General features: G+C 45.8%; 10 protein-coding genes. 6 read left to right on the top strand and 4 right to left on the bottom strand.

The window, feature by feature from the left end:
* Nucleotides 1-41 precede the first annotated feature (41 nt).
* The 4 genes from HC965_RS20010 to HC965_RS19995 all read left to right on the top strand — a co-directional run bounded on the left by HC965_RS20010 (nucleotide 42) and on the right by HC965_RS19995 (nucleotide 5347).
* Complete coding sequence (locus HC965_RS20010) at nucleotides 42-689, top strand: helix-turn-helix domain-containing protein (RefSeq protein ID WP_191033110.1); 648 nt, start codon at nucleotides 42-44, stop codon at nucleotides 687-689.
* Between the two features lie 32 nt (nucleotides 690-721).
* The gene (locus tag HC965_RS20005; RefSeq protein ID WP_191033109.1) at nucleotides 722-2110 is read left to right on the top strand and encodes a sodium:alanine symporter family protein; all 1389 of its coding nucleotides are present in this window, start codon (nucleotides 722-724) and stop codon (nucleotides 2108-2110) included.
* A 111-nt stretch (nucleotides 2111-2221) separates the two neighbouring features.
* Nucleotides 2222-2854, top strand: coding sequence for a hypothetical protein (locus tag HC965_RS20000; RefSeq protein ID WP_191033108.1), 633 nt, complete (start codon nucleotides 2222-2224; stop codon nucleotides 2852-2854).
* 357 nt (nucleotides 2855-3211) lie between these two features.
* Nucleotides 3212-5347 (top strand): KamA family radical SAM protein, encoded by a 2136-nt coding sequence (locus tag HC965_RS19995; protein ID WP_191033107.1) that lies wholly within the window; start codon nucleotides 3212-3214, stop codon nucleotides 5345-5347.
* A gap of 51 nt (nucleotides 5348-5398) precedes the next feature.
* Here HC965_RS19995 and HC965_RS19990 read toward each other — a convergent pair whose 3' ends face one another.
* From HC965_RS19990 to HC965_RS19975, 4 genes are all read right to left on the bottom strand, one after another.
* Nucleotides 5399-6715, bottom strand: coding sequence for a nucleobase:cation symporter-2 family protein (locus HC965_RS19990; RefSeq protein ID WP_191033106.1), 1317 nt, complete (start codon nucleotides 6713-6715; stop codon nucleotides 5399-5401).
* Nucleotides 6716-7423: a DUF5020 family protein gene (locus HC965_RS19985; RefSeq protein ID WP_191033105.1), complete on the bottom strand. Its 708-nt coding sequence runs from the start codon at nucleotides 7421-7423 to the stop codon at nucleotides 6716-6718. It abuts the gene before it with no gap.
* Nucleotides 7424-7497: 74 nt separating this feature from the next.
* Entirely contained in the window at nucleotides 7498-9093 is a 1596-nt protein-coding gene (locus HC965_RS19980; protein ID WP_191033104.1) for a SusD/RagB family nutrient-binding outer membrane lipoprotein, read from the bottom strand.
* A gap of 15 nt (nucleotides 9094-9108) precedes the next feature.
* Nucleotides 9109-12237, bottom strand: a complete 3129-nt coding sequence (locus tag HC965_RS19975) for a TonB-dependent receptor (protein WP_191033103.1) — start codon at nucleotides 12235-12237, stop codon at nucleotides 9109-9111.
* Between the two features lie 109 nt (nucleotides 12238-12346).
* Between HC965_RS19975 and HC965_RS19970 the strand changes: the two genes are divergently transcribed.
* On the top strand, nucleotides 12347-12925 hold the full coding sequence (locus HC965_RS19970) for a uracil-DNA glycosylase family protein (protein ID WP_191033102.1): 579 nt from the start codon (nucleotides 12347-12349) through the stop codon (nucleotides 12923-12925).
* Nucleotides 12926-12967: 42 nt separating this feature from the next.
* Nucleotides 12968-13321, top strand: a complete 354-nt coding sequence (locus HC965_RS19965) for an arsenate reductase family protein (protein ID WP_191033101.1) — start codon at nucleotides 12968-12970, stop codon at nucleotides 13319-13321.
* The last annotated feature ends 13 nt before the right edge of the window (nucleotides 13322-13334 follow it).

Raw genomic sequence — 13334 nt, 5'->3', positions numbered from 1 at the left:
AAAAAAAGGGGTTTTCACCTTTTTTATCTACCTTTGCAGCCATGAAACCGCTTACAGATACCGATTATATACATGCACTGATTGCTGAAGGTGAGCATCAACAACAGGATTTTAAGTTCGAAATTTCCGATGCACGCAAAATAGCCAAGACTCTTTCTGCTTTTGCCAACACCGACGGAGGACGGTTACTTATTGGTGTAAAAGACAATGGGAAAATTGCAGGGGTACGCTCCGAAGAGGAGAAATATATGATTGAAGCTGCCGCGCAACTTTACTGTGTGCCGGAAGTGGAATATACCCTGAAAACATATATAGTGGAAGGACGACAGGTCTTAGTGGCTACGATTGAAGAAACGCCGCACAAACCGGTATATGCCAAAGACGAAACAGGCAAACCGCTCGCCTATCTCCGCATCAAAGACGAAAATATATTGGCAACGACTATACATCTACGTGTATGGCAGCAGAGTGACAGCCCACGCGGGGAACTTATCCGCTACACCGAGCGCGAACAGCTTTTACTGGACCAGCTGGAACAGGGGACTTTGCTTTCACTCAATCGCTATTGCCGCCAAGCAGGAGTTTCACGCCGGGCTGCTGAACATCTGCTTGCCAAATTTGTTCGTTATGATATTGTGGAGCCTGTATTCGAAAATCATAAATTTTACTTCCGGATGAAAAGCGAATAGCCACACAATATTGGGATACTTAATACTTAACTATGACTTTTATCAATGAAATAAATGATGTTCTTTGGACGTATATCCTAATCATCATGCTTTTAGGATGTGCCGTTTGGTTCAGCATACGGACACGCTTCGTGCAGTTCCGCATGATTCGCGAAATGATTGTATTACTTAGCGAATCTGCCGGAAAAGGGAAACACGGAGAGAAACATGTGTCGTCTTTTCAGGCGTTTGCAATCTCTATTGCCAGTCGTGTAGGGACGGGAAATCTTGCGGGAGTGGCTACGGCTATCGCTATCGGTGGTCCGGGGGCTATCTTTTGGATGTGGGTGATTGCTTTGCTAGGTGCTTCGAGTGCTTTTATTGAATCTACACTGGGGCAGTTGTACAAGATACGGGGGAAGGATTCGTTCATCGGCGGACCTGCTTATTATATGAAGAAGGGCTTGAAACAGCCGTGGATGGGGATGCTTTTCGCTGTATTGATTAGCGTTACTTTCGGGTTTGCGTTCAATTCTGTGCAGAGTAATACGATTTGCGCCGCTGCGGAGCATGCGTTCGGTTTCAATCATGCTATATTGGGTGGGGTGCTGACGATTCTGACGTTGGCTATCATCTTTGGCGGTATTCACCGGATTGCCCGTGTCAGTAGTGTGATTGTGCCGGTGATGGCGTTGGGGTATATCGGTTTGGCGTTGGTGATTGTGGTTCTTAATATCAGGCATTTACCGGATGTGATCGCGCTTATTGTCAGTCATGCTTTCGGATGGGAACAGGCGTTGGCAGGCGGAGTCGGCATCGCGTTGATGCAGGGGATTAAGCGGGGATTGTTCAGTAACGAGGCCGGTATGGGTTCGGCTCCGAATGCGGCGGCTACGGCTCATGTCAGCCATCCGGTAAAGCAGGGGTTGATACAGACTTTGGCGGTTTTTACGGATACGTTATTGATTTGTACATGTACGGCTTTTATTATCTTGTTCAGCGGGGCGCCGTTGGATGGTTCGGCAAACGGGGTGCAGCTTACTCAACAGGCGTTGACGAATGAGATTGGTGCGTCGGGGAGTATCTTTGTGGCTGTGGCTCTTTTCTTCTTTGCTTTCAGTAGTATCTTGGGAAATTATTATTATGGAGAGGCTAATATACGTTTTATTACTCAAAGGAAGTGGGTGCTTCATGCGTACAGGATTTTAGTCGGCGGGATGGTGCTTTTCGGTTCGCTGGCTACGCTGGATATGGTATGGAGTCTGGCAGATGTCACAATGGCATTGATGGCTATCTGTAACTTGGTTGCTATTCTTTTCCTCGGGAAGTATGCAATCCGGTTGCTCAATGATTACCGGGCGCAGAAGAAAGCGGGGATTCAGAGTCCGGTTTTCAAAAAAGAGACAATGCCGGACATCGAAAAGGACTTGGAATGTTGGTAAAACCCAACTGTTTTTGTACCTTTGCGCGCAAAGCATCAGGTGGTTGGAATGTAGTATGACTGCCACACGTTCAAATAGTAAATTGTAAATAATAAAATTGTAACTATAACAATGGGCTTATTTGGTTTATTCAAGAAGAAATCCGATGAAACGAAAGTCGGCAATGTAGAAGATTTCATATCTCTGACACGGGTTTATTTCCAGTCAGTTATCGCCACTAATCTTGGTATTACAAATATCCGCTTCTTGCCGGACGTGGCTAATTTTAAACGTTTGTTTAAGGTACCTACGCAGAATGGTAAGTTGGGGCTGGCGGAGAAGGCGGCTTCCCGCAAGATGTTGATGCAGGATTATGGGCTGAAGGAGAGTTTCTTTAAAGAGATAGATGCTTCGGTGAAACGTAATTGCCGTACACAGAATGATATTCAGTCGTATTTGTTTATGTATCAGGGATTCTCTAATGACTTGATGATGTTGATGGGGAATCTGATGCAGTGGAAGTTCCGTATGCCGTCTATCTTCAAGAAGGCTCTTTACGGCATGACGCAGAAGACGGTACATGATGTTTGCACCAAGACGGTGTGGAAAGCGGATGATGTGCATAAGACGGCGGCGGCTGTGCGTCAGTACAAAGAGCGTTTGGGGTATTCGGAGCAGTGGATGACGGATTATGTTTATAATATCGTTCTGCTGGCTAAGAAAGAGCCGAAACGGAAGAATGATGACACGGAAACGAAAAAATAAGTTGCTTTAAATGTTAGAAAATCGTAAAGATTGACATGATAGAAAAAGCGGGGGTTTTGTACTTCCGCTTTTTTTGTTATCTTTATGTACTTTTTTCTTTTGTCTTGATACAAAAGAAAAAGTACCAAAAAGAAAAAATCAAGGCTGCGTCTGCCCGGCTACTTCGGTCTCATCCCCGGCTAAAGGGCAGAAACTCGCTTCGCTCAAACAGTCTGCCCTTCTTAACGCCGGGAATAAGACCTACGCTTGACGCCGTTCAGACGAGGCCGGGGAAACCATGCGGGGTGTGGGGAGTACTCATGTTTTAGACTTATACTTTGTAATAAACAACAATAATAAAAAAAAGATAGATTGCTTATGAAACAAAAGAAAATGCTTACGCTTACTTTTTCACAGTTGAAACAAATTTATAATCAGGAGATACCGGAGTTGGTGGAGATAGCTGAGGGGAGCGTTACTGTTGACGACTTTAAGGCTGGATTGCTGAAATTCCTGGGGGCTTGTGGTATGAAGAATGAGGCTGCGGAGGAGGCGAGGGAGCAAATTCGACTTTTACTTCAGTATGATGGAGTGGATGTGCATGAACTGTCTACGGGACAGGATATGCCGGTACGGACGATTCGGTTGCTTTATGAGTTTCTGACGGGGACGTTGGAGAATATGGAGATGCCGACGGATTTGTTTATTGAGATTTTTCAGATGTTCGGTCGGTTGAAGGGGGATGCAGTACCTTTGCCGTCGGTTCAGCGTATTAAGAATCGGAATGACCGGTGGGAAACGGGGTTGGATGAAGAGGTACGCGAGGTGCGGGACGAGAATAAGGAACGGATGCTGCATTTGCTGATTCAGAAGATTGAGAACAGGAAGTCGAAGCCTTCGGTGCGTTTTCACTTTGAGGATGGGATGAGTTATGAGGAGAAGTACCGGTTGGTGAGTGAGTGGTGGAATGATTTCCGCTTTCATTTGGCGATGGCGGTGAAGAGTCCGGGGGAGTTGAACCGGTTCTTGGGAAATTCGCTTTCGTCGGAGACTATGTATTTGCTTTATCGGGCCCGGAAGAAGGGGATGCCGTTTTTTGCGACTCCTTATTATTTGTCGTTGCTGAATGTTACGGGATATGGGTATAATGACGATGCAATTCGGAGTTATATTCTTTATTCGCCGCGGTTGGTGGAGACGTATGGGAATATTCATGCGTGGGAGAAAGAAGATATTGTAGAGTCTGGGAAGCCGAATGCGGCGGGGTGGTTGTTGCCGGACGGGCATAATATTCACCGGAGGTATCCGGAAGTGGCTATTCTTATTCCTGATACGATGGGAAGGGCTTGCGGCGGACTTTGTGCTTCTTGCCAGCGGATGTATGATTTTCAGAGTGAACGGTTGAATTTTGAGTTTGAGTCTTTACGGCCGAAGGAGTCGTGGGACCGCAAGTTACGGCGGTTGATGACATACTTTGAAGAGGATACGCAGTTGCGGGATATTCTTATTACCGGTGGGGATGCGTTGATGAGTCAGAATAAGACGCTTCAGCATATTTTGGATGCGGTGTATCGGATGGCTGTGCGTAAGCAGAAAGCGAATCTTGAACGGCCGGAAGGTGAGAAATATGCGGAGTTGCAACGGGTACGGTTGGGGTCGCGGTTGTTGGCTTATTTGCCGATGCGTATCAATGACGGGCTGGTGGAACTTTTGCGTGAGTTTAAGGAGAAGGCTTCGGCTGTCGGGGTGAAGCAGTTTATTATTCAGACGCATTTTCAGACACCGCTGGAGGTGACGCCGGAAGCTAAAGAGGCGATTCGGAAGATTCTTTCTGCGGGATGGATTATTACGAATCAGTTGGTATATACGGTGGCGGCTTCGCGACGGGGACATACTACACGGCTTCGGCAGGTGCTCAATTCTTTGGGAGTGATGTGTTATTATACTTTTTCCGTGAAGGGATTCAATGAGAATTATGCGGTATTTGCGCCGAACAGTCGTTCGATGCAGGAGCAGCAGGAGGAAAAGATATATGGACGGATGACTTCGGAGCAGGCGGAAGAGTTGTATCGGATTTTGGAGACGAAAGTGGGAACGGAAGAGGAGACCAAAGAGGATGTCGCCAAGCAGTTGAGACGCTTTATGAGAAAGCATCATTTACCTTTCCTTGCTACAGACCGTAGCGTATTGAATTTGCCGGCTATCGGTAAGAGTATGACTTTCCAGTTGGTGGGACTGACGGAAGAAGGGAAACGTATTCTGCGTTTTGAGCATGATGGCACGCGCCATCATAGTCCGATTATCAATCAGATGGGACAGATTTATATTGTGGAGAATAAGTCGTTGGCGGCTTACCTGCGCCAGTTGGCACGAATGGGGGAAGACCCGGAAGATTATGCTTCTATATGGAGCTATACGAAAGGGGAAACCGAACCTCGTTTCAGTCTTTACGAGTATCCTGATTTCCCCTTCCATATTACTGATAAAATGAGTAATTTAAGTATTGAGAATTAGGTATCAAGTATTAATCGACTACGGCTAATACTTAATACTGATACCTGATACTTAATTTTCTTTCACCCGTATTACTATATTTGCTATAATTGCAGTGAGGCCGCCGGTGGTGATTCCTGAAGAGAATATGCTTCGAATCGCTTCGGGGGCTTGTTGTAATACGTCCGGCATTAATTCTACACCCAATCCCAAAGAAAGGCTGACTGCTAATACCAGAGTTTCTTTACGACCGATTTCCTGTGAGGAAATGATGCGGATACCTGCTGCGGCTACTGTGCCGAACATTAGCAGGGTGGCGCCACCCAATACGGGGTCGGGCATCAGGGAGAATACGGCTCCTACGATGGGGAATAGTCCTAAAAGTATCAGCATGGCAGCTATGTAATAGCCGACGTAGCGGCTGGCTACTCCGGTGAGTTGGATGATACCGTTGTTTTGGGCAAAGATGGAGTTCGGGAAGGAGTTGAATACTCCGGCCAGGAAAGAGTTGAATCCGTCTGCCATTACTCCACCGGAAACTCGTTTCAGGTAGGCGTCTCCTTCTATCGGAAGACCGGAAATCATGGAGTTGGCGGTTACGTCTCCGGTGGCTTCGATGGCTGTTATCAGATAGACCAGGCCGATGGCTATGAAGGAAGAGACGTTGAAGTCAATGCCGTATTTGAAAGGTTGCGGGATGTTGAAGCTCATCAGCATTTCTATGTTGAGTGCACTCATGTCGACTTTCCCGAGGGCGAAGGCAAGGCCATAGCCCAGGCAGAGTCCGAGTACGATGGAGCTCATACGCAGGTATTTGTTCCGGCAACGGTTAAAGAATAATACGCTCAGGAGTACCAGTGCTGCGATTGAGAGGTTCTCCCAAGTGGCGAATGTGCCGTTATCCATAGCGGAAAATCCGCCGCCACAGGAAACGATGCCGACTTTTATCAGGCTTAACCCGATGAGCAGGACGACGATACCGGATACCAGCGGGGTGATAATGTTGCGCAGGTATTTGAATGTGCGGCTGACAATCATTTCGATAGGTGCGGCAGCCATGCAGGAGCCAAAGATTAAGGGCAAGCCACCGACGAGTCCGGTAGCGATGATAGGGCCTATAAAGGAGAAGCTGGTTCCCTGGATGCAGAGTAGTCCCGCTCCTATCGAGCCGATGCGACGGCATTGGATGAAGGTGGATACTCCCGAAGCAAAAAGGGACATGGAAACCAGGAAGCTCGTTTTTTCTACGTCCAGTTTCAGGGCACTTGCGATGATAAGCGGTGGGGTGATGATGGCGACGAAGATAGCCAAAAGATGTTGCAGGGCTGCAAACAGGGCATCTTTAAAAGGCGGACGGTCTTCTACACCGTAAATCAGGTCTGTTTTCATTTAATTCAATGTCCATTTTAGGGCGAGTGTCGGGATGGCGTAGAAGCCGTCACGATTACCGAAGTTATTACTTAATTCTAATTCAGAGCCTACGCTGAGGTTGAAGTTTTTATTTACTCCCTTGATACGGTTCAGGTTTACCCAAAACTGCGGCTCGGTGAGGAAGATTGTTTTTCCGTAGGCAGTTTCTTCGCGCCACCAGTCGGCAAAGCCGGAGAATGTCAGCAGGTTGTTACAGAAGTGTATGTACCAGGTTCCTGTCAACTGGAAGTTGTTGGGCGATTTATGTTTTTGGATGTACTTGTACATGGCAGTCAGGCTGAAGCCTTTGGTGAAAGAGGTGTTGTTGAAAGTGTAGGTAGCTCCGGCCAGGTAGGCGTTGTTGTAGGAAAATTCTTTGGCCAGGCCGCCGTTATATTCAAGATGGGCGGAGAAAGGGCCTTTCCAGAATTTCAATTCACGGGCTATTTCCCAATAGGCGGAAGCTACTCCGCTGGAAGTATAGTCCATATCTACGAAGAAATAGGTGCTTCCAAAAGTGTCGGGATGGAATTTCTCTACGGTAGAGGTCAGTAAGGGACGGCCTTTCAGGTCTTTATCGTACAGAGAGCGTCCAAAATCGTAATGTAACTGAATGTTTTGCGCCCGCAATTCCGGTACGGCAGAAAGCAGCATACAGAGGAAAAAAGCAGAAATAATCTGTTTCATGAATAAATGTGTTTAAATGAAGGTGCAAAATTAGTTAAACCTATACATATACACACATTACTTTCATAGATTTTTTATTCCAGGTTGTTATTTCCTGTATCCCACCAAAGACGGGTGCCGCCATGGTCTTCTCCGTTCAGAGCTTCAACGAGGGCAAGATATTGTTCCGGGTCTTCTGTTTGCAGGGTGCCGGGGAAGTTGAGACGGCGTACCATGATTTCCGTATCTATGCATCCGTTTTTGCTGTGATTGAAGCGCACGGGGAATAGGCGTGGATAGCCGGTTCGCCTTTGTTCAGCCCAGGCTTCACAGCCTTCGGGGAACATGGCAATCCATTTTTGAGTGATTATCTTTTCGAGTTTCGTTTCTTTATCGTCCTGCTGACTCCATTTTGGGGAGACTTTGCAACGGGCTTCGATGTTATTTTCTTCGTCGTAGGTGTCGATAAAGTCCGAAGCAGTCAGTTCGCTTTGCAAATAGTCTTCTACACCGTAGACTCCCCATTGTTGGAAAGAAGTAATCACTCCGTTCCGATAGCAGATTTCTTCATCTTCGTCTGTCCATCCACGTAAAGCGGCTTCAGCGCGCAGGAACCAAATTTCCGAGGCGGTCATCAGAGGGGCGTCGGTAGATTGGGTGACAGAGAGTTTTGACAGTCCGGCATAATGGTTGTGGGCAAAGCAGGTTCCCTGGCGGATGCCACGATATCCTTTGTTGAGTGCTGCGTCCGTACAAGGTGTGAAGTAGGCTTTTAAGCGGGGGTCTTTGTAGCCTGTCAGGATGGATTCCATCGGGGCACTCATATAGGTTTCATTCCAAACGAGGTTGAGTTCTCCTAACGGGTTGGTATATCCAGATTGGGTGGAGACTGACGCTCCCTCAGTTACCATTTCAAAGAAACCGTAGTCGTTTTCCTTTATTTTTGCAATTTCAGTTTGTGCCTTACCGGGAGCAACAGATGCAAGACGCATGGCAAGACGCAGGCGCAGGGAATTGGCGAATTTCATCCAGGAGGAATATTTGCCATCCAGCAGAATATCGAAACGGGCGAAGCCGTTAGCATCCGGATTTTCCTCTATGTAGCCGGTAAGGGCAACAACGGCAGAGTCGAGCTCATTGAAGAATTCATAATAGACATCCTTTTGGGTGTCGGGACGATAATGGTTGGCTGCGTTGGCGAAGTTTTTGTAGATGATAGGGCCGTAATAATCCGTTACCCGATGCATGGCTTCTACCTTTAAGATTTTGGTGATAGCGAACAGAGCCGGTTGCGTGTTACGGGTAGCATTCTCCGATTGGTATATTTGAGGAAAGATATAGGAGTACATATGTGTCCACATGGCGCTGTTCCAGCCATCCTGCATATTATAGTCGGAGTTGTGCGAACCGCCGTTCAATGGTTTGCCGTCATGCATATAGCCGCTGAACATATCCGCATTCAGGTTCTGTATCAACTGGAAAGGCCAGTTCTTTCCTTTTCCGAAGTCGTAATTAAAGTAAATGCCTTGTTGGATAATTCCTATGCGGATTCCATAGCCGTTATCGTCAATAATCAGGTCGTCGTCCGTGATACCGGACAAGTCGGTGTTATAGTCACGGAAGTTTCCGGTACAAGCGACGGAAAGCAGCAGTAATCCTATCAGGTATAGATGTATATATTTCTTCTTCATTCCTCTCTCCTACTTTTAAAATTCACATTTCACTGAGAAGCCCAAACTCCGGGTGGTGGGCATTCCGAATACTTCGATACCCTGGTTGTCATTTCCCGTAGAAAGTACTAAATCCGGGTCAAAAGGAGCTTTCTTATACAAGAAACAGAGATTGCGGGCTACAAACGCAAGCTGCACATCTTTCAGGACTTTCGTTTTCTGCAACCATTGCTTGGGGAGATTATAGCTTAACGACACCTCGCGCAATCGCAGGTTGGTGGCATCGTACATATAGTACTCCGTCACTCCGGCACGTCCGCCCACTGTCTTGTAGAATCCTTTTACGTTGTTTATTTTCTGCCCTTCGAGTATGACATATCCTTTATCACGGGCATCGGCCGTTACTTCAGAGACTCCGTAAAGGTCCATTTCTGCCTGTGTCTGTGAAAGCACTTTGCCGCCGTAACGCCAATCGAGCAGGAAGTAAAGGCTGAAACCTTTGTAAGAGAAGGTATGGTTCCATCCCATCATAAAGACGGGGTTGGCATTTCCTACTTTTATCGTATTGCCGTCTCCTTCCACTGACGGAAGCCCTTTATTATCGCCTTCTGTTTCGTAGACAATATTTCCTTTGTCGTCACGCACAAAAGCTTTGCCATAAATATCGCCGATAGAGCCGCCTTTGATAAGTTTCATTGCATAGCTGGACGAAAAGCTGGTAGGGCCATAGACCATCTCCTGCAAATCATCATGCAGCTTCACAATCTTATTTTTATTGGAAGAGAAGTTCAGAGAAGTTTTCCAACTGAAATCAGAGGTCAGCACCGGAGTTGCATTCAGTGTTAATTCCCATCCCCGGTTCTGAATATTTCCGGCATTTACATATCGGAAAGCATATTCATCTCCGGCAAGCGCAGGAAGTTTGAAAAACTGATTATAAGTATTGGTACGATAAAAAGTCAGGTTGACTCCCAAGCGATGCTGGAAGAATCGCCATTCCGTTCCAAATTCGATGGCATGAGTCATTTCCGGTTCCATTTCTCTAAAAGGGGCTGCATCATTCGCCTGTATCTCTCCGCCGGCATTAACATGTGACGAGGGATTGGTTATATGCGGTGGAATATCGTTACCTACCTTACTGTAAGCACCACGCAGTTTTGCAAAAGAAACCCATTCGGGCATCTTTACCCATTTATCGAGCAGCATGGAAAGACCGACGGAAGGGTAAGCGAAACCTGATTTTTCATGCGTTGTATGAGAGAGAGTGGACGCCCAGTCATTGCGGGCTGTCAAGTCAAGGAATATTTTTTCCTTATAGCCAATCTGTGCCGTTCCAAAGAGAGATTGCAATTGTCGATGTTCATCTATTTTTTGGTCGATACTGGCGGAGCTATTCATTACGATATTGGCTATATTGAACACATTAGCAAATTTCAAAGAAGCGTTCTTCGAGTCATAGCGCGTGGAGTTGGTAACTCTATCATTGATACTGCCACCAATGGCTGCATCCAGTGTAAAGTCCCCCCAGGTTTTCTTAAACATAGCCATGACGTCGCCATACATCTGCGTCTCCTGATAGTCCATCTCAATATAACGTCCGTTTGCTCCACACAAAGCGGTAGCGGTAGTGGCATAGAATTGCTGGCGTAACTTATCACTCCAATAATCCATATTGCCACGAGCCTGAATTGTCAACCAGTTATTTACTTTGAAACTGGCTGAAAGGGAAAGGATGACGCGCGTACGTGTTTCCTTACTTTGTATGCGGTTCACAATCCAATAGGGATTTTGTTCAAAGTCCTCGGTAAACGTATGCCAGTTTTGCACACCTAGTTTTCTTTCGGCATCATAGGTTTCAAAGTTATCTTTATAATAAGATAAATCCTCTCCCCTGGGAAAGCGGTAAAGTCCTACCAACGGATTCATATAGAAACCACCTGAAACGGGTTTATTCTCTACCGTTTGCTTCATGACATTAACGTTACCATCCAGTTTCAGACGTTTATTGAACATGGTGGCTGTTTCACGCAAATTGAAATTGTGTTTTCTCAGTTTATTCTTGTCAATAATCCCTTTTCCGGTTGTATTGGCATAAGAGAAGTAAGTTTGCAGGCTTTCATTTCCATAGCTTACGGATACGGAAGTGATGGATGTCAGTCCCGTACGGAAGAAATCTTTCAGAGTATTATTCGTCGGCAAATACCCCTTTTCCCCCCAACTGTCTACCGCGTCACTTACTCCATAGTGATTTTGCATCTTAGGCAGGCTGAACGCTTTATCAAAAGTCAATCCGGTAGAAAAATGAATATTTCTCTGTCCGGTAGAATTTCCTTTCTTGGTAGTAATAAGGATTACGCCATTGGCTGCCATACTTCCGTATAGAGCGGCGGCGGGAGCACCTTTCAGGATACTGATACTTTCCACATCTTCCGGGTTCAGATTCGAGATACCGTCTCCCCCATCCCTGTTTCCGGCATTGGCTGTTCCACCAATAGCTGAATAAGATTGTTCCGAAGAGGTATTGGACATCGGTACTCCGTCTATTACATACAGCGGTTGGTTATCTCCGAAAGCCGAACGGATACCACGAAGACTGATTTTCGCAGAACCACCCATACCGGATGAGTTTTTATTGACTTGCACCCCGGCAGCTTTTCCGGCAAGGGCGGTAATCATATTTATTTCTTTTACGCGGCTGAGTTCTTCTCCTTTTATTTTCTGTGCGGAGTAAGCCAGTGTAGCCTCATCCTTTTCAAGCCCCAGGGCGGTCACAATAACATGGTCAAGCTCTATGGCATTTTCCTGGAGGGTGATTTCAAGCATAGCTCTGCCTGCTACCCTGACTTCCATCGTTTCATAGCCCACAAAGGATATTTGTAAAACAGCACTATCCGGAATGGATAAAAAGAAAATTCCGTCAATATCGGTCACGGTTCCATTGGCTCCCCCTTTTTCACGTACAGTTGCACCGATTAGCGGTTCGCCATTGGTGTCAACAACTCGTCCCCTTACTGTAGTTTTATAAGCAGGGGTTTCTATTGTTTGTTTAGACACTTGTTGCTCTGAAGCGTAGCTATTTTCACTAATGAAAAAGAACAGGCTTAAAAAACAGCAACTTACAATAACTCTTACTCTCAATGATATTACAATAAACCAAGCATTCATTATGCTGCAAAAATAACTAATTATTTTAAATATAGCATTTTTTTGCATTGATTTTGAGGGAAATAAATAGAATCACTATTTTTGCAGGAAATTAAAATGACGTATAAAAATGGAAATCGAAAAACATCCGCTAGAACCGTTTCTTCCTGCGAAAACAAAGCTTCTTATGTTGGGGAGTTTTCCACCACAGAAAAAACGTTGGTCAATGGACTTTTACTACCCGAATCTGAATAATGACATGTGGCGGATTTTCGGTATTTTGTTCTTTAATGACAAAGATTACTTTCTAAATCCGACACGAAAAGCGTTCTGCCGCGAACGAATTATAGACTTTCTGAATGAAAAGGGAATTGCGCTGTTCGACACAGCTTCTTCTATCCGCAGATTGCAGGATAATGCTTCGGATAAGTTTTTGGAAGTCGTGGAAGCTACCGATGTGGCGGCATTGCTTCGCCGGCTTCCCGAATGTAAGGCCATCGTCACCACGGGACAGAAAGCGACGGATACGCTTCGTCAACAGTTTGATGTGGAAGAACCGAAAGTTGGTGATTATGCAGAGTTTGTTTTTGAAGGACGGGCTATGAGATTATATCGTATGCCTTCTTCATCGCGGGCCTACCCGCTGGCATTGGACAAGAAAGCGGCGGCTTACCGGATTATGTATCAGGATTTGCAGCTACTATCATAAGTATAAAGTGACAAGTATTAAATAATAAAATCAGAAAAGAGTATGACACCTTTATTTTTGCAGTACCCGGCATGCAGCACATGTCAGAAAGCCAAGAAGTGGTTAACAGAAAATAACATTGAGTTTACAAACCGGTTAATTGTAGAAGAAAATCCTACGGTGGAAGAATTAAAAGCATGGATTCCCCGCAGCGGTCTGCCTATAAAGAAATTCTTCAACACTAGCGGATTAGTTTATAAAGAGTTGAAACTGAGCGAAAAGCTACCAAGCATGAGTGAAGAAGAACAAATAGCACTACTGGCAACAAACGGCAAATTGGTGAAACGCCCATTGGTAGTGGCAGACAGCTTTGTCCTAGTCGGTTTTAAGCCCGATGAGTGGGAAAAATTAAAATAATTCAAAACTTATT

The organism is Bacteroides sp. GM023 (assembly GCF_014750685.1).
Classification (GTDB): Bacteria; Bacteroidota; Bacteroidia; order Bacteroidales; family Bacteroidaceae; genus Bacteroides.
Note: the sequence above shows the minus strand (reverse complement) of the source record. Positions and strands in the feature narration are given on the sequence as shown.